Genomic DNA, 24,019 nt, shown 5'->3' on the forward strand with positions numbered 1-24,019 from the left:
AAATGCGGCATCATCCGGGAAAAGCGCGAATGATGCCGGGATAAATTACTCCTCGCCGAGGGTGGCGACCATCACGGCTTTGATGGTGTGCAGACGGTTTTCTGCCTGATCAAACACCACGCTTTGCGCCGATTCAAATACCTCATCCGTCACTTCCATACCGCCGTGCAGGCCATACTCTTGTGCCATCTGTTTGCCGAGCGACGTCTGATCGTCGTGGAAAGCGGGCAGGCAGTGCAGGAACTTGACGTTCGGGTTGCCGGTCAGCGCCAGCATCGCGCTGTTGACCTGATAAGGGCGCAACAGGGTAATACGTTCCTTCCAGGCTTCTTTTGGTTCGCCCATCGACACCCAGACGTCGGTATACAGGAAATCCGCATCTTTCACGCCGGTAGCAATGTCTTCGGTGAGCGTGATAGTGCCGCCATTTTCATTTGCGAGATGTTGACAGGTCGCGACCAGTTCGGCATCGGGCCAGCATACTGACGGTGCCACAAGGCGTAAATCCAGCCCGCACAGCGCGGCAGCTTCCAGCAGTGAGTTACCCATATTGTTGCGGGTATCACCCAGATAGGCGAGACGCATCCCTTTCAGCGGCTGATCGGGCAGGTGTTCCTGCATGGTCAGCAGGTCAGCGAGCAGCTGCGTCGGGTGGAATTCGTTGGTTAAGCCATTCCATACCGGTACACCGGCGAATTCCGCCAGGGTTTCTACGTTATCCTGACCAAAACCGCGATACTGAATACCGTCATACATTCTGCCAAGCACGCGGGCGGTATCTTTCATCGATTCCTTGTGGCCAATTTGGCTGCCGCTTGGGCCGAGATAAGTGACTTTCGCCCCCTGATCGTATGCGGCAACTTCGAAAGAGCATCGTGTACGGGTTGAGTCTTTTTCGAAGATGAGCGCGATGTTTTTGCCTTGCAGGCGGGCTTTTTCGGTGCCGTTTTTCTTTGCTGCTTTTAGTTCAGCGGAGAGTTTCAGCAGGGACGAAATCTCTGACGGGGTAAAATCCAGTAACCTGAGAAAATGACGTTTACTCAACAAACTCATGATGTCGCTCCATAGCGCGTAAGCATTTCGGATTGAATTAAAATTCAATTTATATGTATGAATATGCAATTACAACCCCACAGAGAAAACTTTCTCTTTAATAGTGGAGGCGCGCTCTATGGTGTGTGAAAATAGCGTACAAACGTCAAATTGATTGAGGACTGAGAAATGGCAAACCGTGAATTGCTGGAAGAACAACGTGAAGAAACTCGCTTAATCATCGAAGAGCTGCTGGACGATGGCAGCGATCCTGACGCGCTTTACACCATTGAACACCACTTATCCTCAGAAAAGTTCGAAGTTCTGGAGAAAGCGGTCGTAGAAGCTTTCAAACTGGGTTATGAAGTTTCCGACCCGGAAGAGCTGGAAGCTGAAGACGGTACTGTCATGATGTGCTGTGACGTAATTAGCGAAGTGGCGCTGAATGCAGAGCTTATCGACGCACAGGTTGAGCAACTGATGAATCTGGCCGAAACCAACGGCGTAAACTACGACGGCTGGGGCACTTACTTCGAAGGCGATGACGACGAAGAAGGTGAAGAAGGCGAAGACGAAGATTTCATCGACGAAGATGATGACGGCAAACGTCATTGATTCTTTCTGAGTCTGAAACAAAAAGGCTGCTGAATTAAGCAGCCTTTTTTTATGCAGAAATCAGCAGAGTAATTAATGCTCCAGCTGAAAAATGATTGTCATGAGGAGTGAGAGTTGTTTATCCAACCCGCAGCTTTTTTATTTTACGGGGAGTCTTATACGTTTTGATTAATAATTTAAGGTATGCTTTTCTCGCCCTCTCATTGATAGTCCATACCAGTGCTGATCCAATTAACCGCGTATTTAATATCAGGCGAGTAAGATAGAGAGGTACGATTATGAGTACGAAAAATACGACATCTGAGATATTTGTTTTGCCAGTAAAAATGAAAGTATATAAATAATAGAATGAAAACAAAATCGCCATTGCTAAAATAAAATTGAAAGTATAATAGACCATCTTCAGGCCAATGGTTATCCCTCTGGCCAGCAGAAATACAGAAAAAATGTTTATGAGTCCACACGTCATGGCAGATATCATGTACAGACCAAAGTAAAGGCCTGGTGATTCTTTTGTGCTTATACCTTGCAACGCAGTAAAGATAATGAATAGCCAGGAAAACATCATAAGAAAGAGGGCGAGCGAAAGAAGCATGAAGTTTTTTTGAAAAAACAAGACTGTCACATACTCTTTAAGCTGTGTTTCCACTTTACATTCTATTGAAGCCATATCATTTTTTTTAATGTATGACTCAATTTCATTGCCGTACTGAAGTAGATTATAAAAAGATGTTCCTATTAATTTATTCATTTTCCCTGATGCCTCATGGTATTTATTTAAATTTAGGTATTTACATTAAGTGAGGTTTCTGATGCATTCATTTTTATTATTTCAACCAACCCGCAGCTTTCTTATTTTACGCGGGCTCTTATAATCTTTCATAAATATTTTCCAGTAAGCCTTTCTGGCGCGCTCGTTAATAGTCCACATAATGGCTGTTCTGATTAAAGTGGTGTTTAATATCAGGCGTGAAAAGTAAAGCGGGAGTAATAGCATTGCTATGTGAAAAATATTTTCAGTGTATGAGCCTTCGACCCAATAAATTCTTACCAGATAATATAAAGAAAATATACATGCCACACACACAATAAAAACGAAAGTGAAGTAAATCATTTTCACTCCGGTAGTAAGACCCTTAGCAATTAAATACACTGAAACTGCATAAATAAACCCGTATATCATAAACATTGACATAAACAAACTAAAATGGATTGATGGTGATTTTTTTATATCCAAAACTTGAAGTGTGGAAAATATTATAAAAACCCAGGAGATCATTAATAAAAATAATGCAGCGGAAAGTCCCATGAAGTTTTTTTGGAAAAATAGAACTGTTGCATGTTCAGTTATTTTTGTTTCTATTTTACATTCTATTGATGCCATATCATTTTTTTTAATGTATGACTCAATTTCATTGCCGTACTGAAGTAGATTATAAAAAGATGTTCCTATTAATTTATTCATTTTCCCTGATGCCTCATGGTAATTATTTAAATTTAGGTATATACACTAAGTGAGGTTTCTGATGCATTCATTTTTATTATTTCAACCAACCCGCAGCTTTCTTATTTTACGCGGGCTCTTATAATCTTTCATAAATATTTTCCAGTAAGCCTTTCTGGCGCGCTCGTTAATAGTCCACATAATGGCTGTTCTGATTAAAGTGGTGTTTAATATCAGGCGTGAAAAGTAAAGCGGGAGTAATAGCATTGCTATGTGAAAAATATTTTCAGTGTATGAGCCTTCGACCCAATAAATTCTTACCAGATAATATAAAGAAAATATACATGCCACACAAACAATAAAAACGAAAGTGAAGTAAATCATTTTCACTCCGGTTGTGATCCCTCTTGCTATCAAAAAAACAGCACCTATATATATAAATATGTAAATCATGGTCAGTGCCATATATAAGCTAAAGTGTAGTGCAGGTGAGTGTTTTATATTTAGAATTCTAAGTATTGTGAAAGTAATAAAAACCCAGGAAATCATAATGAGAAATAAAGCCGTTGAAAGTGCCATGAAGTTTTTTTGAAAAAATAGCACAGTTACATATTCAGTTGTTTTTGTTTCTACTTTACGCTCTATTGATTTAATGTCATTTTTTTTGATATCTTTATCAATGTTTTCACCATATTTCATTAATTCATAAAGAGACGAGCCTATGATTATTTTCATTCGAATACCTCAATGGATTGTAGCATTCCCACAACATACTCTCCTGAATCTAAAATGCTTGCTGGGGAATTTAAAACTCCGCCAATCGCACTTCCTGAAAAAGCTGCCATGCTGTTTAAACTATTCAATAACTGAACTTGCAGCGTCTTCTGAAGCCCTTCAGTAGGAAAGCGTTTAGGGTACTTACCAATAGCAATGAAAGATTTAATTGCTTTGTTAGATATTCCTGGGTTCTGAATTCGCATTATTTCTTTAGTAATTCTGGCACGATCCTGCCTTGGCAAGCTTCTCAACCATTGACTTACTTTTAGCGAAGAAGATGCTCTCATGGCTCGATAGGTGATGAGAACATCCTTCAGTGCCGCGCCGGCGGAGGCAACTGACATGATATCTAATATACAGGATGTTGTCAGATACCATTGTTGAGAGTCCAGCCAGGTAGTTATTTCACCTTCATTTGTAGTCATATCGACCACCCTTACTATACCGTTGACGCATTGTGCTGTTGTTGCAATTGTGCCTGCAACCGCGAGGGCAACCATTCCAGAGCTGGCTCCTAAAGTAAAAGGAACAGCGCCTGTGCCGACTATGGCCGCACCAATAGTTAACAACAAACCCCCGCAGGATAAAACGGTAGATGTTATTTCTTTACTTAATGAAGGGGTGGATATAGCGTCTTTAAGACTTGCCGCAGCCACATCTTTATTAATATGCGGGACTTTTGTAACTATGACATATTTTACTGATACTGCATTCCTTGGTTGCCTTACCACATACTCTTTTTGATCTTCAGAATATATGATGCCTACACCATAGAAATCACGCTGACAGTCCAGCGCCTGGCCCAGTGCTTCAAAATCAAAGTCTACATCAGATATTGTATGTAAAAGGCTGGCATATTTATAATCACCACGAGTTTGTCTAAAATATTGTAGAGTCGGCATGTTGTTAATTCCATTTCAACAGGGCTGTAAAAAGGGTATGTAGTTACAGTCATCAGGTCAAGCAGTCATTGAGTATGATTGTTGGATAGTAGGTTTAATTGGTTGTATTATATAAATCATGAATCATTTTGTATAAATAATTCATGATTTTGATGGCTGAAGTTATCAACGTATCTCCACGTCATTCTGGACATTAGATGCTTGCAGATAATGCTTTAAAAAACTCTATCTTCCCAAAAGCTATATGCACTCGTCCCCGCTTCCGGATGCTCCCATGTTATTGATTTATAGTCTATAGAGATGGACTCTGTTGGTTGTGCGCCACTTTCTCTTAATGAGTTAGGGCTATGCAATCGAATGTTTTTTATGGTGGCCTCAGTTAACTTTATCCTGTAATAAATCTCTTGTGAACCAAAGCGATTTATACGGTAAAAGTCAAGGGTGCAGGTTAATAATTCATTCTCAGAAATAGCTTTACCTAGCAAAGGAGAGGATTTATCAATTGGTTTTTGTATGATTATAGGTTGATGGCTTGCATTTTGATTCCGGGAAATCGCATGCGACAACTCATAAACCATTATCTGGTCCAAATGTGCGATCTGCGCTTTGTTCCCAATCGAATCCAGCGATGAGCATCCTGCTGAAATCAGTCCCTGGGTCTGTCCGGTGAGAGTTAAATAAATGAGATTGGCCATGATGTTATTCCTTTATCTTAGTCATAGTATTAAGTGATAGAGTTAAATATCAATTATCGGTTTTTCTGATATTTTTAATTAAAAAATAGCGACTGGATAATGAATCCATTCTTTCGTTAAGTGTTTTTTCCAGCGTCTGGGTATTTTTATTTTGCCTTTTGGCATCTTCCAGCTGGGTTAATAACGCCTCAATGGGCGTGGCCTGATTCAGCAAGGTTTCGGCCTGATAGGCGACGGTTTTCAGATAAGAAAGCGTGACGCCTTCTTTGCTTTTTTCCCGTTGAACTAATAAGTCGGAAAACGCGTGCATATCTTGTCGGATTTGTAAGTATCCGCGTAAGTCAGGGCTGTTATCGGCGCGCAGTTTGAGTGCGCTGTTCCAGCGGGAGGTAGCTTGTAGTTGTTGTTCATTTTCAGGCCAGATGGCACTGGCTGTTTTTGTCAGACGCTCGCCGCTGTCCAGTGCCTGCAACGGTGTTGCGTTAAGCAGGCGGTTCAGCTGCTGCGGATAGGTTCTCAGTTCAGGTGACGTCAGCCAAAGTGACGCGCCGCCTTGCGAGGTGTCTTTGATCAATGTGATTTGCTGTTGAAAAGGCGTAACTTTCCACCACCACAAACCGCCGAAGACAACCGCCGAGCAAAGGATCCCAGCCAAAAAACCACTAACGACGGATTTACGGGAAGGGCGCTTTTTGTTTTCGGAACCGGCGAAATGCACTTCGACTTTCGGCGCCTGTTGCGCAGGCTCCATGCTGGGTAGTAGTGAAAAAACAGGGTCTGGATGAGATATCTGATCCGGCATATAGACCAGTGTTGGCGAGACGTAATGGTGAGCCTGTGAACTTTGCGTCTGATGTTCAGCTTCGGTTCGTTTACGGATGTTCTGCACAAAGTAGAGCAGATTTTCTACCCGCGGGACGCGCTTCAGTTCGACCTGCTGAAGTTTGTCGCAGATGAGTTGCAGGGTGTGTTCTGTGCGGTAAAGCAATTGGACGTCGCCGAGCGCCAGAGACGGATTTTTACGCAGAATATTGCCAATGCGGGTGTTGAACCACTCCAGCATATCGCTGCGCGCCTGATCGTTTTGCGGCCAGAAGCGCTCCCATTCGGCGGTGATCAATCCCGCCAGCAGCTCGCACCCTTCGCAAAATCCCGAGAGCCCGTTAATTTTGGTGCGCGCCAGCGTGTAGTACGTTGCGGTGTGCAAATCGACGCCATTGCTTTTAAACAGCGTCAGCGCCAGTGATTCCACCAGCCGCCAGTTCACTTCTGGTTGTGAAGGATGGTTGGATTTGTTGATCTCTTCGCGGATCGCGCTGAACTCGGGCAAAAAGCGGGGATCGTCACCCAGTTTGATGATGTGTGTTTCGTCACTCATGGTTTTTCCTTAATACCCCGGCATCGCTGCCGGGGTGCATCCTTTAATACAGTGTGTCAGGCAGGGTGAATTCGCTGAAAAGTCCGCCAGTGAACGGGTTGTCCTGCGTATCGAAATGAACGCGGTAGCTCATATAGCCCCCGTCAACGTTAAAGCGAACGTCAAACGATCCGTCATCTACGTTGGTCAGGCTACCGGCGTCAATCAGGCGGAACTGTGCCCAGGGTCCTTTGAAACTGATGCTGCGTGGAGAGCCGCTGTCGTTGCCGACCAGCGTCAGTTTGCTTTCGGTGCCGTCACGCATGGTGTTTGGCCAGACGAGATGTGCGGTGTAGTTGCGGCCGTGACTGTAATCCAGCAACTGTCCGTCCATATTCAGAACGCTGCGGCGTTTGTTGGAAGACAATTCGGTGGCCTCGACAGCAAACTGGGTGCCGAGTGCGCTTTGCTGCGTAAAGAAGGTTTCACGGATTTTTTGCGCGGTTTCCAGCTGTTGTTGTACGTCAGGGCGGATCAGCACCTCGCCGTCTTCTCCCCAGGTAAGTTTGTTCTCGATAAACAGTTTCAGGTTCTGCTGATAGAAGCTGTCGAGCACGCCATCGGGTTTGAAGAAGCGGTTGAACGCATCGAGGGAGGTATCCTGCGTGGCGTTCGGGTTAAACGGGTATCGGTCTGCCAGCTGGTCATTAAACGTTTTGACCACTTTGTCATTCCACTCAACTTCCATGTAGTGAACGGCTTCGATCATCACCACGTGCCACGCCTGATCGGCGAGCTTTCCGACCCAGCGGTTAAGCGGGGCTGGCAGGGTTTTGGCCATCTGGCGGGTGGCGAAGATCGGATCGCTGTTGTTCTGATCCAGCCGCATCTGTACGGCCTTCAGGGCTGATTTACCCGGTACTGGTGAGTTCTGGATAGCCAGCAGGTAACGGTGCAGTTCAGTCAGTTGCTGATAAACTGCCTGCAAGGTACTTTCCTTCTCTTTTGTCTCGGTCAGTACACTATTTTCAGGCGCAAATTCACGGCCCAGGCGGGTCAGTAGCTGGAAGTCTAGTGAGGACATCAGCTCTTCCCGCGCTTTATCCGGCAGACTGGCCGGCGGTGGTGGAAGCTGGGTGTTATCTCTCAGTGTTTGCAGTGCACGGTAGAATGGTTGATCACCGCTGATGATCTGTTCCAACGCATCAGTGACTTCCTGCATATCTTCGTATTCGCGGATATCCAGATTATTCATCCCTGCCTGCCATGTGGCAGTGTAGTCACTGACATACTGCCCGGTGATGTGTCGCTGGATCTCTTCGCGGTCGGTATCACTGAAGGTGACGTTTTTGGTTATATTGAGCACCCAGCTGTCAAGGGCTGTGAGCTCGACCAAACTGTCCCGTTGCTTCACAAAATAGCTTTGCAGCCCATATCGGGTCAGGAACTGTGGGATCGCCAGATCTTCTTCTTTATTTGCCACAAACACTTTATCGAAGCTCGGCCCGATTTGATCCCGCAGGTTGAGATCTGCCGGGAGTACGCCCTGCGCTTTCGATCTCAGGCTTTGATAAACACGCTGATAAATGGAGAGTTTGCTCAGTTCGCGCTGAGCGGCGGCAATTGGCTTGTCATAAGGAACGAAGCGGTTCACCGCATCGCTATCTCCGTTTGCGCGTCGCGCATGCCAGTCGGTGTGATCCAGTGCGTAATCTAAATGCGACATGAGTTGTGTCTGAAGTTCGCGCTGACCGTGGAAGTTTTCGCTCCAGCGTTGCGACATATATTGTTTGACGACTTTATTATCACGCCCGCTTTTGTCTTCCAGCATGCGGATGACGCGCAGGACGGCGAGCTTCTTCTCGCTCCCCGGCGGTGCGGCGTTCAGGTCTTTTATCAGCCCGTTCAGCAGTGACGGTAAGAAGCGTTGTTCGAGCAACTGCAGATAAGTTTTCTCAACATAAGGCCCGATTTTGATGCCCTGATACAGCGCCATATCGGTGAGGACGCTGTGTTCACGATAATCACCATAGGCCAGCGTGGCGTCGCGCATCGGATTAAGCAGGGGAAGCTGAAGATTACCCAGCTCATCAATGCCTTGAGGCGGTGGGATATCCATAAAGGATTTTGCCTGAGCCAGCACGGTGACACCCGCGTGATAGTTGGAATTGTAGTAATGATGCCAGCCCGCGATACAGGCTACGGCGCCAGCGGCGCCGATGATAGAAAACAGCGCCCGGCGGCGACGCGTTTTACTCAGCCAGACGCGGTTTTCCCCTGCCAGATTGGGTTCTGCCAGCAACACTTGTGGGAACAAATCGCGGGTAAAATAAGGTTGGGTAACGACCATCGGCCACGAAGAGCGTGCAGTCTGGCCCAGACGATACTGAGCGGCGGCTGACTGAATGAACATATCGTCGACCTGACCGCGCTGAAGCGAAGAGGTGAGATAAACCCCGCGCAGCATGACTGACATATTATCGCCTGCGAGCAGGCTGCTAAGTAATGCTTCCAGATGTTCGATAATCCCGTTCATCTGACGATTAAAACTGAACAACATACTGCGCTGACTGGCTTCCACGTGGCTTAGCAAGAGATCGGGCAGTGCCTGATTAAAACGCCGTATCCATTCCCGCCAGAAGGTCTGTAGCTCATCGCGCCAGCGATCGTTATCGTGAGAACCTTCAGTAAAAGTGACGCCGAGAATAGCCTCCCGCTGTTGCTTTTCCAGCGGCTGGAATAGCGGGGCGAAGCCGTACAATAAGTCCAGTTTGGTGAGGACTATATAGACCGGCAGCTCACAGTGCAGCTGCTGGCGGATATCCTGCAGTCGCTGACGTAATACTGTCAGCTGACGCTCGCGCTGATGTTTGGTTGCGGTCAGCAGTTCGGGTAAATCCAGTGTAAGAATAATACCGTTAAGTGGCTGACGGGGGCGGTTCTGACTCAGCCAGCCGAGCCAGTGATTCCACAAGCGACTGTGAACGTTAGCGTCCTTCTGACCGCTGACCGGTTGCTCAATCAGAGCACCGTTAATGTCAAAAATGACGGCATGTTCACCGACATGCGGCGCGATATGCCAGACGCCGTTATTTTCGCCACGTACTTTCTCCGGCACATAAATCGTGTCGGAAGAATAACCTTCGCGCAGCAGCGTACTTTTACCACTTTCTGCCGTACCAATGACGATGTACCACGGAAGATGATAAATGTAATTACGCCGTGCCAGATGCCGTTGCAAACGTAACAGCCAATGATCGAGATGGCGTTGTTGCTGGTGAACTTCCAGACTCTGCGGATCTTTCTCATGCTGACGCTGTTGTCGCTGAAACGTCTCCAGATGCTGAAGACGTTTTATAACCCGCCATGTCAGCCATGCAAGAGCGATGAGAATCCAGACAGACGTGGCCAGCCAGCGGTTAGCCTGCGGAGCCAGGGGATGTTGTTGTCCGGGCGTCCATGACGGGCCTTTCCACCAGATCCAGACCAGGGATAATACCCAGACGATGATCACTACGATCAGAACAGAGATTTTTAACCGCGGCATGGCGGGTTTGAGCGTAGGTTTTAATGCCCGGAGAAAGCCAGGCTTTGATATTTTGAACACAATAAAACTCCTGTTTTACTTCACTGATCCGTCGTGATTTTTTCTTCTAATTGTTCAAGCAAGGTCGGTTCCCAACCGGACAACGTTATCTGGCGTGCCGTCTGGTGCAGAGTTTTGTATTGCGCAAACGCAGATGCAGTCATACCGGCTTTTTCCAAAAGCTGCGCGCCGAGGTATTGGTGGTAAAACTGCTGACGTGGTTCGGGAGATTGTTGCGCAAGTTGGTCAAGAAGGTGTAGAGCCGGTGCCAGCCCCTCGTCGCAGAAGCACTGCCAGATATTATTGGTTTCATCATCATGCGCTGCTGACACACCCGAAACGGCTTTCGAGGCACGGTCTTCGTCCAGCCATTCCTGGGTTTGTTCACCCAGAAATGGTGTGAGATCGGTAAAGTGCAAGTTCCTTAATACAGGGATGCGATTGATGAAAAGATGGAGTTCGTCGCGGATCGCAGCGGCTGTGTCGAAATAACCCAGCTGGCTGGCGATACGGGATGAAAGGCGATGCCCGTCAAACCAATAGGGCGCCAGTAACAGGCTGTTTTCGACTTGCTCCCATAACTCATGATTTGCCGTCAGGAGTCTGGCCTGATAATCCGCCATCATATCCGCGGGAAAGGCCGCCAGTAAGGTTCGCCCGCCGTTTTCACCCTGCGGTGCAGAAGTGATGTTTTGCCAGAGCGCATGACGGCGCAGCCGATAACCTGTTGAACTTTGGGGATGGCGTTCGCAAAGCACATCTGCGACCTTCAGCAGCGTCTGGCGCCATGATTTATCGTCATGAGTTTCGACGTTAACTGCAGCGACGGAGCGCGCACTTTGGGGCTGGCTGATGTCGCCTATATCACTTTCTGTCTGCGACTGCGCAGACGCTGCCTGTCGGGCGGCGGCATTTGCGGCCTGCTCCTGAATGCGGCGTTGATAGAGCGAAAAGAGTTCGTCTGCCGCTCCGGCCAATGATTCATTTTCCGCTTTTCTCCAAAGCTGCGACAGATGGGCAAATTCCCGCAGCATCGTATCCTGCTGTGCCTGATCTGCATCGCTGGCAAAGCTGAAGGCCATTTTCTCGAAGCGTTTAATCACCTGTTGTGCAAAACGATTTTTATGAGCAATGTTTTGCGGCCATGCGGGTAGCCAAAATTGTTCAATATATTGGGTGAGCAGTTGCAGAGCCAAAAGAAGCTCAGAGGCTTTGCCGCCATGTTGCAGCGTGCGCAGCAGGTGAACCATCAGGCGAAAATCTTTACTTTCCGTCGCCAGTAATTTCAATGCCTTCTGTTGGATTTTTGCGATGTCTAACTGGCCGTGTGCCAGAGATCCCAGCTTGACCATTTCGCCGTCAATGTACTCCCAGTCTGGATCGGTTTCGCTCATTGCAGAGCGGATCTTCTCTTCCGGTAGCGAAGCAATAATATGCCCGTGCCATGTGCCTGATGTCTGTATATCCATAACAATTCCCTTTTAAAATCGGTAGCACTAGTCGGCCCAGTGGCAGGCAACTCTCATTGGTGCGAGGTTTTTTTCCAGTTCACTGATGTTGAACGTCAGTGAGGGAAAAACCGTCTTTCTGTTGGCTGATGTCCCCTGAGCGGAGGGCGGAAATGCCACCGTCAACGTTTTTGCACCGAATAGCTGTTTAATCTCATCAATACCCGGAAGACCCCGGCTGGATTCCAGCAGCGAGTCGTTTTCGCGCAGGAACCAATGGGCATTAATGTGGATTTTTTCCGTGGTCAGCACCAGTTCCGGTTGGCCATTGAGCGGGGTCGGTAAGGCGATTTGCATACGGGTGATGTTGTCGATACAGCTGAACATCAATACCGGCCTGGGAGGAAGGATCCCCAGCGCGGGCGTGGTGATCACCATTGAGGGGGGTTCACTTTCGGTTTGCCGGGTTAGAAATTGAGTCGAATGGTCCTCCCGCTGCGCCTCCTGTGCGAACGCCCGCCGCCAGGCTTCTCCCTGAACCTGCGCCTTGACCAGCGCACCGGAAAAATCTGGATACGTGGGGGTAAGCAGACGGTCATAGCAATCGAGGCGTTCAAGCGACGCCGGCTCAATCCGGCAGGCATTCATTGCCTGAAGCGTTGATTCTGCCGGGCTCAGTTCCGGCTTAGCGATTTCGCAGAGTGCCTGACCTGAGACAAGTGGCAGCAACAGGCTGGCCAATATCACTCCACGCATAACTCGCCTTTATTCCCAGGGACAGCTTCCTGAATATCTGCAGTAAACCGATGGTCAGCGACGGCGATATTCACGCGGCTGATGGAGGAACCGGCAGCGAGTTTTTGCAGAAGCAGTAAGGAAAGAGGGGGTAACACTTCGCCGTCGATAATAGATTCGAGCATGCGGGCTCCGTTTTCCGTGCGGGTTACCCGCAGGATGATTTCGTCGCTGACCTCAGCATCAATGACGACTTCAGCACCAAAGCGCTGATTGAGCAGCGTCTCCAGTCTTTTAAGTTTCGACGCAATAATAGTGATCAACGTTTCGCCCGATAACGGCAGGAATGGGATGGTTTCCATACGCGCCAGCAGGGCTGGTTTGAAGAAATCGACCAAAACCGGATAGAGTGCTTCGTGCATCTGTTCCGGATGATCGGCATAGTCAACAATCACCTGATAACCCAGATTCGACGTGAGGAAAAACACTACGTTTTTACAGTCGATCAGCCGTCCTTCACCGTCTGCCATTTCGCCTTTATCAAAGGCCTGATAGAACAGGTTCAGTACATCGGGATGCGCTTTCTCTACTTCATCGAGCAGAACAACCGAGTAAGGTTTTTGGCGAATCGCCTCGGTCAGCACGCCCCCTTCGCCGTATCCGACATAGCCCGGAGGCGAGCCAATCAGACGAGAAACCGTGTGTTTTTCCTGGAACTCAGACATGTTGATGGTCGTGAGGTACTGGCGGCCGCCGAACAATAATTCGGCCAATTGCAGCACGGTTTCAGTTTTGCCGACGCCGCTTGGACCGGCCAGTAAAAATGCGCCCAGCGGACGGCCGGGACGACGCAAGTCAGCTCTGGCTGTCAGCAAATGTTTATGCAAATGGGCAATGGCCAGCGACTGGCCTTTGATTCTTTCACCCAGCCAGACGGGAAGTTCGGTGAGTAGCGCCATTTCGCTTTGCGATAAACGGTTCAGCGGTACACCTGTCCACTCCGCGATCACGGCGGCGATCTGCCCTTTATCAACATGGGGTGATACCAGCGTACGTGCCTGATGCAGGCCGTCGAGTTCGTTCATCAGGGACGTCAGTTTTTCACGTTTCCCTGGCATCTCGTCGTTCACTGTTTCAGCGTCAGTCATGCTTAAAAATTCGTGGCGCAACGAGATGATCCGATGCACCAGACTGCACTGATGTTTCCAGCCCACATCCAGTTCATCCAGCTGAAGTTTTGTTTCTTCATGAAGCTGATGTAATTCATTCAGACGCGTATTGTTTTGATGTAAACCGATACGATGTTCGCGTTCCAGCTGAAGAATTTCTGCCTCATATTGTTGAATAGCCGTCGTCAGCGCACACATCTGTCTTGGTGGAGAAGAAAGATTGATCGCCACCCGCGCACAGGCGGTGTCTAGCACATCAATGGCTTTGTCAGGAAGCTGGCGGCCTGACAGATAACGCTCGCTGAGTGTTGCTGCGGCCTGCAAGGCTTCATCATCAATCAGTACGCCGTGTGATTGCTCATAGACGCTGGCCAGACCGCGTAAAATGATCGTCGCTTCGCTAGCGGTGGGTTCGGTCACTTTTACTGGCTGAAAACGGCGTGAAAGCGCAGCGTCTTTCTCAAAGTACTTCTTGTATTCGCTCCACGTCGTCGCTGCGATAGTTTTCAGTTCGCCACGGGCCAGTGCGGGTTTGAGCAGATTCGAGATATCGAGACCGCCCTGCTGATTACCTGCGCCGATCAGCGTATGGGCTTCATCGATAAATAAGATCACAGGCGTCGCCGACAGCCTGATTTCCGTCATGATGCCTTTGAAGCGTTTTTCGAATTCTCCTTTCACGGACGCGCCTGCCTGAAGTGCGCCTAAATCCAGCGTCACCAGTTCCGTATTTTGCAGCTTTTCAGGGACCTGACCGGCCACAATCCGCAAAGCCAGGCCTTCAATCAGTGCGCTTTTACCCACTCCGGCCTCGCCGACCACGATCGGGTTGTTTTTACGACGGCGACATAGAATGTCGATCATCAGGTCGATTTCGTTATCACGACAAAGAACGGGATCGAGCTTGCCGTGGCGGGCATCTTCCGTCACGTTGCTTGAGTACTTCGCCAGCAGGCTTTCTTCACCGGAGCTCAGTGAGCGGTTTGCGGTGCCGTCGTTGTGTGTTACGGACTCTGCGGAATCTACCGTCCAGCGGGAAAATTCCAGACGCAGAAGATCACGATTTATCCGGGCGAGCTGCTGCGCGGCTTCCGGTGGGACATACCGTAACGGAGAGTGAAGCAACGCCAGCAGCAAAACACCGCTTCGCAGCTGTGAAAGTTGCATGTCAGCCGAGGCCAGCATCCACGCATCCTTGAGCCATTCGACCAGCATGGGTGAAAAGCTCGGGTAACTCTCTGACAGCTGAGGAGGGTGGCTACCGGTGAGCGCATCGCGTAACGCATCGGTATCGATATCAGTTTGTTCGATAATGACGCGAACATCGCTGCGTGACGTCATCAACATTTGTGTCAGAACATGCGCCACCGTGATTTCGCTTGCCCGTTGATTGATGCATTCAGCGGCGGCCAATTCCAGCGACTGTTTAGATAATGTATTCAGCCGGTTAACCAAAGTTGGTAAATCAATCTGGATCATAGAAATATCCTTTTTCTTATCTCAGTAAATTATTCAGTTGAAGCAAAATGTCCTGAGTCTGGGCATTAAGGCGCAATAAATAGAACAGGTAGACAACGACAAGAATCGCGATGCCTCCTGTCAGCAGATGTTTGATACCCAGCCTTTGAGCTAAATGGTAAAAACCCTGTTCACCTTTCTTATTCTGATGCAGCAGCGGGAACGCGCTGTCCCCACGTAGCTGATGCAAAACGTGGTGAAGACGGCGGAAAATCTGTTCAAATTCATCATTGTTTTGAGTGCTGACTTTGTAGCGTCCACGAAAGCCGAGCGAAAAACACAGATATAAAAACTCCAGAAGGTCCTGATAACGTTTGGGTTCCCCCATCAGCCTTTCAAGCAAAATAAAGACCTTCTCACCCTCCCATGTTTCATTGTGGAAATGCACCAGTAACGACTGTTTTATCCACTCATTCTGTGTAGACCAGCCCTGTCCCAGCGCCGTTTCGTCGATGAACGTACAAAGTATGTAACGAAACGAAATGATGGTGCCCGGTTCATAACCGTGGTTCTGTAGCAATTGTTCGATGGCGCGGATGTCCGTGACTACCTGACCAAACAGGTGCTCCGGCAAGCCGCGATTGCTCATGCTTTTCAGCCGTAGCACCATGCCCAGCAATGGCGTCGCAGCATCGGTCATGTTATTCAGGCTGTTGCCGCGCAAGGTCAGTCGGTACTGGCGATGCACATCATCACGGGTTTCATCCGGCATCAGCGGCGTCACGGATTGCATATCGCTCATGCTTTATCCTCTTATTGCCCAAAGCTGCAGATCCAGCTCCGGGAAGGAACCTGAGACGTGCATCGCAAGGCTGTTTTGCTTGATGATTTCTGCCCAGCCCGGCGCGCCCTTATCCAGTGAGAAATAGACATAGTTGGCGTGATAGGGGAGCTGGCGAGGTGCGGTATGCAGCACGACCAAAGGCACGCCCGGAACCTGAACACTGACTACGTTGCGAATTTTTTCTACAGAGCTGATTTTCGATTGCTGAACGAACTGGCGCTGAAGAATTTCGTGCGGGAGCAAGGATTTGACTGCCAGCACAAAGGTGGCTGATTGGAGTAGGGAAACTTCATTGATAAGGGCAACATAAATCCCATCCGTATGACTAAACGGCAGATTCACCGCGCGTGGAGCAATCAGGGTACCCAGCGCTTTTCGCAGGCGCTGCATTGCCAGACCGAAAGTGTCCGTCAGGTTCTCGTGCTGATAGAGGGCAAGTTTTTCTGGCAATCGTGATTCGTCGGTAAACGTTACCAGCTCACCGTAGAATTCAATCAGGTCCCGGTAGAAATCTTCCGGGTGAAGGTGGGACAGCGTTGTCCGGTGAGCAAATTTAATCTGGTTGCGGTTGAACATTTGCAACATCATAAACTCAGCCACATCCGCAATCCCTTGCTGAGAAGGCGAGCCGATACGCATGGCCAGCTCTGCACATCGGCTCGCCAGGGCGGAAGTGATTTCATCCTGATATCTTCTCAATGTCGCGCTGGCGCGGACGGTCTGGCAGCCAGGAATAAAATCAGGATCCAGATCCAGTCTTCCATCAGGGTATCGGTTTTTAATGCGGCAAACTGGAATTGCGACCCATGAACTCAAATCTTCTGAGCCATTCATCAGACGGGGGAGCAGTTGACCCAAACCTAACTGCGTGGCGTCGCCTTCATTGGTATGCAGATCGCGCACGTCGCTGAAGTTTATTCTGTAACGACCTGAGCTCTGACCCGCGCTGTGCATCCCTTCAACTTCATTGATAACGTCGCTGATAATTGGCAGAGCCAGAAAAATATCCCGGCCATTCGCCGAGTTTGAGTTATCCACCAGTAAGGGGGCTGGAACGACATCCTGATCTGGCACGCTGAACACCGTACCGTCCGACAGGCACCCGACGGCTTTATTAATGCTAATTTTGCCGTGTTGCAGCTGTGTCTCATCAATATCGAGTTCGGTAAAGCCCCACAGAATATTACTGATAGCTGACAGGCGATTGTGAATCACATAGTCGTTATAGCGCTGAAGCTGTTGAAAATGCTGAGGTCTCACAAACAGCCCTTCCTGCCAGATCACTTTATTTTTCATGGTTGCCACGATCATTCATCCTCTTTTTTTAATTCGATACGGTTGTCGCGAACATGTACCAGCAGGTGGTAGTGATGGCCTATGTCTGTAACACGCTCGATTGCTTTCCATTCGGTTACCTGATCGTCGGAAAAATAGGCCACCACGCCGACATAGCGCGTGGTGGGCTCTAATTTCGTGAGCGGTAATGTTTTCATTGTGTCGGGTAGTAAATTGAAGTCCTGATGGTCGATATAGTTTTTACCCAGAGCCTCATCCAGCTTTTGGGTCGTAATCTGGTCGAAGTCAGCCTCGCGGAGCTTCGAGTCCTCACTCATATAAATAAGCTGGAAACTCACCGGTGAAGCCTCACCGCTGTCGTTAGGGTTGATGTCCGGTTCAGTTAAAAGCGTGACCGTTATCTCTGAGGGCTGGGTCGCGTTTTCACCGACTTTAATGTCCGGATTGGCGATCACTTTGCCAATTTTCTTCACGGTTTCGCATCCGCTCAGAGACACGGTCATCAGACATACCAGTGATAATGACAGGATAAAACGCCATTTCATGATGCATCCGACTCCCGGTTTGACTGGCGTAGTACCCGGTCATAAACCTGGTCGTAAACTTCGTTGAAAAGCTTCTCAAAACCCTGCTGGCGGCAGGAGGCCAATTCTTCGTAGTAGTTGCAATACATACGCCACGCCCATGCTTCATCCATTTCCTGACGTTGCTCATGACTACGGCGGTATTGTGAAAAGCGGTTCATCAGCTGGGCGGGAGAAAAGGCATCAAGCATCATTCTTAATGCCTCGACGATGGCAATCTGATTGGCCTGATTGTGCAGCTTCATATTGCGCAGACTTTCTGAAACGGCGGCAGGCGCGGAAAGATGCACCGGGCTTTTTTGATCGGCAAACAGAACGCTTAGTGCGGTTTCGTAATTCAGATTCAGACGCAGTGGATTGTCTTCCAGCGGACGAAGGTGCTTATCAGAAAGGCTGTTTTGTTGGCATTGCAGATCCAGTAAGCCTTTAACAGCCGCCTGTAAAGTTCGCCCGATTTCCTCAAGAAAATCATCCGCATCCTGTGAATTGTGCAACGGAACCGCATGGCCCAATCCGCGTATAAGCGGGGTCATCGCCACATGCTGATAGGTCAGGTCCTTTTCTTTCGAATTAAAAAGGTCTTCTTCGGCGTAATCGCGATGAGTATGAATAGTGGGCAGGTCCATAAAATTATTATCTATCCCACTCTTGGGGGCGATATCGGAGTCAGGAGCAATCGGCGAGACACGATGGGAATACTGTAAATGGGAGGGCTCATCAAAGGCAGAAAACTCCGCGTGCAGAGTCGTCAGACTTTCTCTTTGCAAAGCCGCCAGCGGGTCTTGAGAAAAGCTATTCACCAGCGTCGGTGCGGTTTCACGGTAGGTTTGATGTCCCTGATAGGTGGGCTGCCCTTCAGTCGTTAACAGGGTCTCAGTGAGCTTGTCCCGGTTCATGACGATCGTTTCCGGCGTGGCATTCTGCAGGTCATAATCGATGGCTTCATCGAGATAAAACTGGGCTTTGATGCGAAGCGAGCCAATGTGGATTTCGTCGCCCTGACTCAGGCGAATTGGCCCTGAATTGAGGGAAACCGACGCCTGATTGATCTGCAGGTTTCGGCTGTAACTTTGCAGACAAAAGGTCCCGTCTTGCCAGCTGACAGAACAGCTTTTCTCTTCAATACCCTGTTGTCTGTCCTGGACGGACCAAAAACACGTTTGTGCGTGACCAATATCACCGCCCTCAGCAGTGAACAGGCATTTTGCCGCCCGGCCACTTTCCAGTTCATTACCATTTAAAATCTGTAATGAGAGTGATGGCTGTTGTTGCTTATCCTTTGCCATACTGCGCTCCATTTTTGTTCTGATTACGATCTCACGGCGATTGTCACGTGAGGATGCTGGCCGGGTTGCCCGATAAAACTGGTCCATCCCAGCAGAGAGTTTTGCTCATTGCCCAGGGTCATACCGCCGACCTGATTAGGCGCGATCCCCAACCGCAGGTCCCAGGCGAACTGATCACGCAAAATAAAAGCGACGAAAAGCGTAAACGGCAGGAAGTTATCGCCATTTGGCAGGAATGAAAGGAAACGCTCACGGGATAAGTTATCAATGCACAACAGAAACTTACCGCCGCGATCGGGTACTTTACTGCCTATCGAAAAATTCTGACCCAGAACGGATTTTTCAATGATTTTGCAGCCGCTCAGACCTTTTCCACCCAGACGGTTTTGCTGACTGCGGGCGATAATCATTTGCCGCAGTTGCCAGCCATGAAGAGTGACTTCATCAAGATCAAAGCAGTGCGAAACCAGGCTGCAAATAACCTCTGGTGAGCGGCCCGGGTTGGCCAGTGCACCGGCATAGGCCAGCATTTTGCTGTGATTGATCGCCATGCGACCACGTATACTCTGGCTACCTAACCCGACCAGCGAATACATCCGCTGTGAAAACTCATCCGTTCCGCCATTGCGAAAACAAACGTAATAGCGATATTTCCGCCACGTGTGATAAATAAACTGTGTCCAGCGATGCGAAAACAGGTCGAGAAAATCAGTTAGTTTCCGTTCACCCTGTGCCACCTCCCAGGCGAGTTTATCCAGGTAATAGCCCGGCAAAGGTGACTGGCTGCCGTTCAGCCCTGTGAAAGCAATCGTCATGATGAACTGGTGGGATTTATTGATCTCAAGTGCCTGAACATCACTTAACGGGAAAGCAATGCTGGCATCTGCTTCAAAACGTAATACTTCCTCATGAGGCTCAGTCTGCAGAGAAATATGCTCGTAGGCTCCCGTATGCTTATAAATGGCCTCCACCAGCGCATAGAAGTTATAACGACGTACATCGCTGAACGGAATATTTGTCATTAAATCAGCGCGTGCTGACCTATTCTTTCCGGCTATTCGTAGCACTCCTGATTATCTAAATTGACCACTTTTAAAATGTGGAAGCTATTCACGCTGGCATAGAGTGAAAAGAAATGAGAAAGCACCGTGCCCAGTAAATATAAATCGCCCTCGCAAACAAAAGGTGCCTGACGAATAGAAATCGTTGAAGAAAGGCCGCGGACCGGTACACCTTTAAATAAGCGGTCGACGGGATGCGTTTCGATTTGTTCAATGGCATCCAGCTTTTGCTGAGATAAACGGGCTGCCTGAGGGTGATGAATTCCGGGTAAATCGTAGGTGCGTAAAACCTGCTTTAATGTTTCGATATCCAATAATGATAGATAATTAAGGCTCATGTTAGAGAGCAGAGACCAGTGTAAACTGCCATCAAGAACAGGGTAGAGGGGTAAAGTTGGTCTGGTGACATTACTGAATGAACTAATGGCCGGATCTTTTCCATCGGCCAGATTAATATCGCCCGTCATTAACGTTGCCGGGAGATCCCGGTTTGTACAGGTTAAAACGACAGAAACGATCTCTTCAATACCGGCTGTGAAATTGTGCTTTTTTGAAACGCCGTCACCATGGATAAAAGAAATAAGATGTTCAAACCCTTGATGAACGTGCGATCTTTGGGTTTTGACACGGTAATATACGGCCTCACGTTGCTGAGAATATTCAACCTGATGTTGAAAACTTTCGAACGAGACATAACTTCGAGAAAATGTTTCTATAATACGACCATCAGCACTTTTGAGTGCCCATCCACTCTCAACATGGTCTACGGAAAAAATATCGTAGCATTCCATGAGTTTGTGATTTGCTTCCAGAATATATTCTGTAGAAGTCTCATCGAAAACAATAGTTTCCGAATGTGCCTGGAACAGGTTCACGGCAGGTGTGCAAAATAACCGCAGGGAATCTTTGCGTAATTTCAAATCCGGTGGCAACGGGCGCGAGAAGTTTAAGCGCAGAGTGAAGTGGTCTGCCACCAAATCGGCGGGCAGTTTTTGTACTCCGATGATGTCGAAGAAGAAGAAACTGTCCAGAAAACAGAGATACTCTTGCAATACACGATAACCGCTGTATACATTTTTGGGATACGGCAGCAGGGCATCTTTTTTCTCAAATCCAACCGGATATAACCTGAAGTCAGGCAGGCGTATTATTTTGTCGCCAACGATTAATTCAACGTCAGTTAAGTATTCGCAAAACCACAAATAGAGTTGATAGCGGGTGTAATTATCATCGTTGCCCAGCCATAAGCGAATTTTACTAAAATCTATGGCGCCGATGTTTTGCTGTCCGGTAAGGAAATTGATATCAATCATGCCATGTTTATGGCTGCTGCTTGATGACAAGCTCTCCAGGGTGAGCGGTAACAACCAGAGGTCACGACCCAGCGTGAATTTACAGGCAGGGACGGGATCGGCTGAGCCATTGTCTAACTTTCTGCCGGTGATCTCTCCCGATGGGCTCATGACCTGTCCCCCGGCTGTCACTCGAAATGCCGTCGTGACTGTTTTAGGGTCAGGGACGTATTCCATGATTGTCATGCTGGGTGTCGGGCGAAGATAATTGGGCCACAGCATATTTAGCAAGCTGTGAGTTAGCTCGGGAAATTCGTCTTCGATTCTTGAACGCATATTGCCTGATAAGAATGCAAAACCTTCCAGCAGGCGCTCAACGTCAGGATCGGCTTCTTTCTCCGCTAAAAAAGGAGCCAGATGAGGTTTTTCTTTAGCCAGCAATTTTCCCAACTGACGCAAATAATCGAGCTCTTCCCGGAAATACTTTTCCTCAAATGACATGGCGCTTAATCCAGCTGATAATGGTGGTGATTATCGAGTTGCATATTGAATTCCACGACTTCCTGCAAACCGTTTAAGTTCACATGGGCAACAATATGAAAGTTGAGATCTATCGGGTTATATCCGTCGTTATTGACCGCCTGAACTTCTGCTTTTCTTACCCGTGGTTCATAATGTTCAATGCATTCTTGAATAGCGTCTTCAACCGTTTTTCGGAAATCAGCAGACGTTGCTGTCGCATCATTAAGGTCGATAACCCCTAACTCTGACGTGCTCTGACAGCTACCAGGCCGGGTGTTCAGAATGTTGCGCAGATTGCGTTTAATCGATTTTTGTAAACGTTCAATCTGGACCAAATGAGAAAAACCTGACGTTTCTCCTCCGATACGTTCAAACAGACTGGCAGAGACATCCCTTTTCCGACCCGGCATCATCGTGATTATTCCTTATCCAGCCTGCCCACTAAGGACAGTTCGAAGTTGGCTCCCATGTATTTAAAATGCGGGCGAACGGAGATTGCGACCTGATACCAGCCTGGATCACCCTCAACATCCAGCACATCGATTTTGGCGGCGCGAAGCGGTTTACGGCTGCGAACGTCAGCGGGTGGATTTTCCTGATCGGCGATGTATTGCTTGATCCAGTTGTTCAGCTCACGTTCCAGATCGTTACGGACTTTCCAGGAACCAATTTGCTCTCGTTGCAGGACTTTTATGTAGTGAGCCAGGCGGTTAATGATGAACATATAAGGTAGTTGGGTACCCAGCTTATAGTTGGTTTCAGCGACCTTACCTTCTGGTGTGCCAGGGAATTTTCGTGGTTTTTGAACGGAATTTGCGGAGAAGAACGCAGCATTATTACTGCCTTTACGCATGGTCAGCGTGATGAAGCCTTCTTCTGCCAGTTCAAATTCACGACGGTCGGTGATCAGGATTTCAGTCGGGATTTTTGCCTGTGTTTGACCCATTGCTTCAAACATATGCACCGGCAGATCGTTCACTGCACCACCGCTTTGTGGGCCAATGATATTCGGACACCAGCGGTATTTTGCAAAGCTGTCGGTCAGGCTACTGGCCAGCAGATAGGCCGTGTTACCCCACAAATAATCTTCGTGATGGCTGCTGACATCTTCCTGATAGTTGAATTTCTTCACCGGATTTTCTACCGGAGAATAGGGCAGGCGTAACAGGAATCGTGGCGCAGTCAGACCGAGATAACGGGCATCTTCTGTTTCACGCAACATACGCCATTTGGTGTAGGCCGGGCCTTCAAAAATAGAGGAAATATCCTTAATGGTTGGCAACTCCGTAAAGGAGTTAAGGCCAAAGAAATGAGGTGAGACTGAGGTCAGAAATGGCGCATGAGCCATTGCCCCGACGGCGCTGACATAATTCAATAGTTTCATGTCTTGCGCGGTGTTGTTAAACGCGTAGCTGCCGATAATGGACGCGATCGGTTCGCCGCCAAACTGGCCATATCCGGAGGAGTAAACGTGTTTGTAAAAACCGGATTGCATAATTTCAGGGGCAAACTCAAAATCTTCCAGCAGCTCTTCTTTCGTTGCATGCAGGATATTGATTTTAATGTTTTCTTTAAAATCAGTACGATCTACCAGCAATTTCATCGAGCGCCAGAATGACTCTACATGCTGAAAAGCTTCCGCATGCAGGATGTTATTCATCTGCTGGCTGAGTTTTTTATCCAGTTCAGCAATCATGCGGTCAACGGCAAGCTTGTTGACAGGTTCTGCATGGCTGCCGGTTTCCAGAATACTGGCCACAAATGCAGCCACACCCTGACGGGCGACATCATAGCCATCGGATTCAGGCTGGATACGGGTTTGCGCCATGATCTCATCCAAAAGTGACTTTTGTGGCGCGGCAGTTCCAGCAACGGATGAGGACAGTTCTTCCTGTAATGACATAGTAAAAATCCCT

Annotated in this window: 20 protein-coding genes; 1 reads left to right on the forward strand and 19 read right to left on the reverse strand. The window is 48.4% G+C overall.

Annotation, left to right across the window (positions count from 1 at the left end; translation table 11 throughout):
• Nucleotides 1–45: 45 nt before the first annotated feature.
• Nucleotides 46–1,053, reverse strand: coding sequence for an ornithine carbamoyltransferase (gene argF, locus GE278_02530; GenBank protein QLK59729.1), 1,008 nt, complete (start codon nucleotides 1,051–1,053; stop codon nucleotides 46–48).
• Nucleotides 1,054–1,221: 168 nt separating this feature from the next.
• Here argF and rraB point away from each other — a divergent pair, with 168 nt between their 5' ends.
• Nucleotides 1,222–1,647 (forward strand): ribonuclease E inhibitor RraB, encoded by a 426-nt coding sequence (rraB, locus tag GE278_02535; GenBank protein QLK59730.1) that lies wholly within the window; start codon nucleotides 1,222–1,224, stop codon nucleotides 1,645–1,647.
• 118 nt (nucleotides 1,648–1,765) lie between these two features.
• Here the strand turns inward: rraB and GE278_02540 are convergent, their stop codons facing one another.
• The 18 genes from GE278_02540 to tssC form a co-directional block, all read right to left on the reverse strand.
• Nucleotides 1,766–2,398, reverse strand: a complete 633-nt coding sequence (locus tag GE278_02540) for a hypothetical protein (protein QLK59731.1) — start codon at nucleotides 2,396–2,398, stop codon at nucleotides 1,766–1,768.
• Between the two features lie 81 nt (nucleotides 2,399–2,479).
• A complete protein-coding gene (locus GE278_02545; GenBank protein ID QLK59732.1) occupies nucleotides 2,480–3,112 on the reverse strand; it encodes a hypothetical protein in 633 nt (210 codons plus the stop codon).
• A gap of 81 nt (nucleotides 3,113–3,193) precedes the next feature.
• Nucleotides 3,194–3,826 carry a hypothetical protein gene (locus GE278_02550; GenBank protein ID QLK59733.1) on the reverse strand — a complete coding sequence of 211 codons (633 nt, stop codon included), beginning with the start codon at nucleotides 3,824–3,826 and terminating at the stop codon, nucleotides 3,194–3,196.
• Nucleotides 3,823–4,770: a hypothetical protein gene (locus tag GE278_02555; protein ID QLK59734.1), complete on the reverse strand. Its 948-nt coding sequence runs from the start codon at nucleotides 4,768–4,770 to the stop codon at nucleotides 3,823–3,825. The genes GE278_02550 and GE278_02555 overlap by 4 nt, the downstream gene beginning before the upstream one ends.
• Before the next feature lie 215 nt (nucleotides 4,771–4,985).
• Nucleotides 4,986–5,465 (reverse strand): type VI secretion system tube protein Hcp, encoded by a 480-nt coding sequence (gene hcp, locus GE278_02560; protein ID QLK59735.1) that lies wholly within the window; start codon nucleotides 5,463–5,465, stop codon nucleotides 4,986–4,988.
• Nucleotides 5,466–5,514: 49 nt separating this feature from the next.
• Nucleotides 5,515–6,843, reverse strand: a complete 1,329-nt coding sequence (locus tag GE278_02565; protein ID QLK59736.1) for a hypothetical protein — start codon at nucleotides 6,841–6,843, stop codon at nucleotides 5,515–5,517.
• Nucleotides 6,844–6,886: 43 nt separating this feature from the next.
• Nucleotides 6,887–10,429 carry a type VI secretion system membrane subunit TssM gene (tssM, locus tag GE278_02570; GenBank protein ID QLK59737.1) on the reverse strand — a complete coding sequence of 1,181 codons (3,543 nt, stop codon included), beginning with the start codon at nucleotides 10,427–10,429 and terminating at the stop codon, nucleotides 6,887–6,889.
• A gap of 20 nt (nucleotides 10,430–10,449) precedes the next feature.
• Nucleotides 10,450–11,877: a type VI secretion system protein TssA gene (tssA, locus tag GE278_02575; protein ID QLK59738.1), complete on the reverse strand. Its 1,428-nt coding sequence runs from the start codon at nucleotides 11,875–11,877 to the stop codon at nucleotides 10,450–10,452.
• Between the two features lie 27 nt (nucleotides 11,878–11,904).
• The gene (gene tagO, locus GE278_02580) at nucleotides 11,905–12,612 is read right to left on the reverse strand and encodes a type VI secretion system-associated protein TagO (GenBank protein QLK59739.1); all 708 of its coding nucleotides are present in this window, start codon (nucleotides 12,610–12,612) and stop codon (nucleotides 11,905–11,907) included.
• Entirely contained in the window at nucleotides 12,600–15,239 is a 2,640-nt protein-coding gene (gene tssH, locus GE278_02585; protein ID QLK59740.1) for a type VI secretion system ATPase TssH, read from the reverse strand. Before tssH ends, tagO begins: the two co-directional genes overlap by 13 nt.
• A 16-nt stretch (nucleotides 15,240–15,255) precedes the next feature.
• A complete protein-coding gene (locus GE278_02590) occupies nucleotides 15,256–16,020 on the reverse strand; it encodes a DotU family type IV/VI secretion system protein (GenBank protein QLK59741.1) in 765 nt (254 codons plus the stop codon).
• 3 nt (nucleotides 16,021–16,023) lie between these two features.
• Nucleotides 16,024–17,367 (reverse strand): type VI secretion system baseplate subunit TssK, encoded by a 1,344-nt coding sequence (tssK, locus tag GE278_02595; protein QLK59742.1) that lies wholly within the window; start codon nucleotides 17,365–17,367, stop codon nucleotides 16,024–16,026.
• Nucleotides 17,368–17,369: 2 nt separating this feature from the next.
• On the reverse strand, nucleotides 17,370–17,903 hold the full coding sequence (gene tssJ / locus GE278_02600) for a type VI secretion system lipoprotein TssJ (GenBank protein ID QLK59743.1): 534 nt from the start codon (nucleotides 17,901–17,903) through the stop codon (nucleotides 17,370–17,372).
• Nucleotides 17,900–19,228 carry a type VI secretion system-associated FHA domain protein TagH gene (gene tagH, locus GE278_02605; GenBank protein QLK59744.1) on the reverse strand — a complete coding sequence of 443 codons (1,329 nt, stop codon included), beginning with the start codon at nucleotides 19,226–19,228 and terminating at the stop codon, nucleotides 17,900–17,902. The genes tssJ and tagH overlap by 4 nt, the downstream gene beginning before the upstream one ends.
• 23 nt (nucleotides 19,229–19,251) lie before the next feature.
• A complete protein-coding gene (gene tssG, locus GE278_02610) occupies nucleotides 19,252–20,250 on the reverse strand; it encodes a type VI secretion system baseplate subunit TssG (protein QLK59745.1) in 999 nt (332 codons plus the stop codon).
• A gap of 32 nt (nucleotides 20,251–20,282) precedes the next feature.
• On the reverse strand, nucleotides 20,283–22,082 hold the full coding sequence (gene tssF, locus GE278_02615; protein QLK59746.1) for a type VI secretion system baseplate subunit TssF: 1,800 nt from the start codon (nucleotides 22,080–22,082) through the stop codon (nucleotides 20,283–20,285).
• A gap of 5 nt (nucleotides 22,083–22,087) precedes the next feature.
• Nucleotides 22,088–22,516: a type VI secretion system baseplate subunit TssE gene (gene tssE / locus GE278_02620; GenBank protein ID QLK59747.1), complete on the reverse strand. Its 429-nt coding sequence runs from the start codon at nucleotides 22,514–22,516 to the stop codon at nucleotides 22,088–22,090.
• A gap of 5 nt (nucleotides 22,517–22,521) precedes the next feature.
• A complete protein-coding gene (gene tssC, locus GE278_02625) occupies nucleotides 22,522–24,006 on the reverse strand; it encodes a type VI secretion system contractile sheath large subunit (GenBank protein QLK59748.1) in 1,485 nt (494 codons plus the stop codon).
• Nucleotides 24,007–24,019 lie beyond the last annotated feature (13 nt).

The organism is Enterobacteriaceae bacterium Kacie_13, from assembly GCA_013457415.1.
In the GTDB taxonomy this organism is placed as follows: Bacteria; Pseudomonadota; Gammaproteobacteria; order Enterobacterales; family Enterobacteriaceae; genus Rahnella.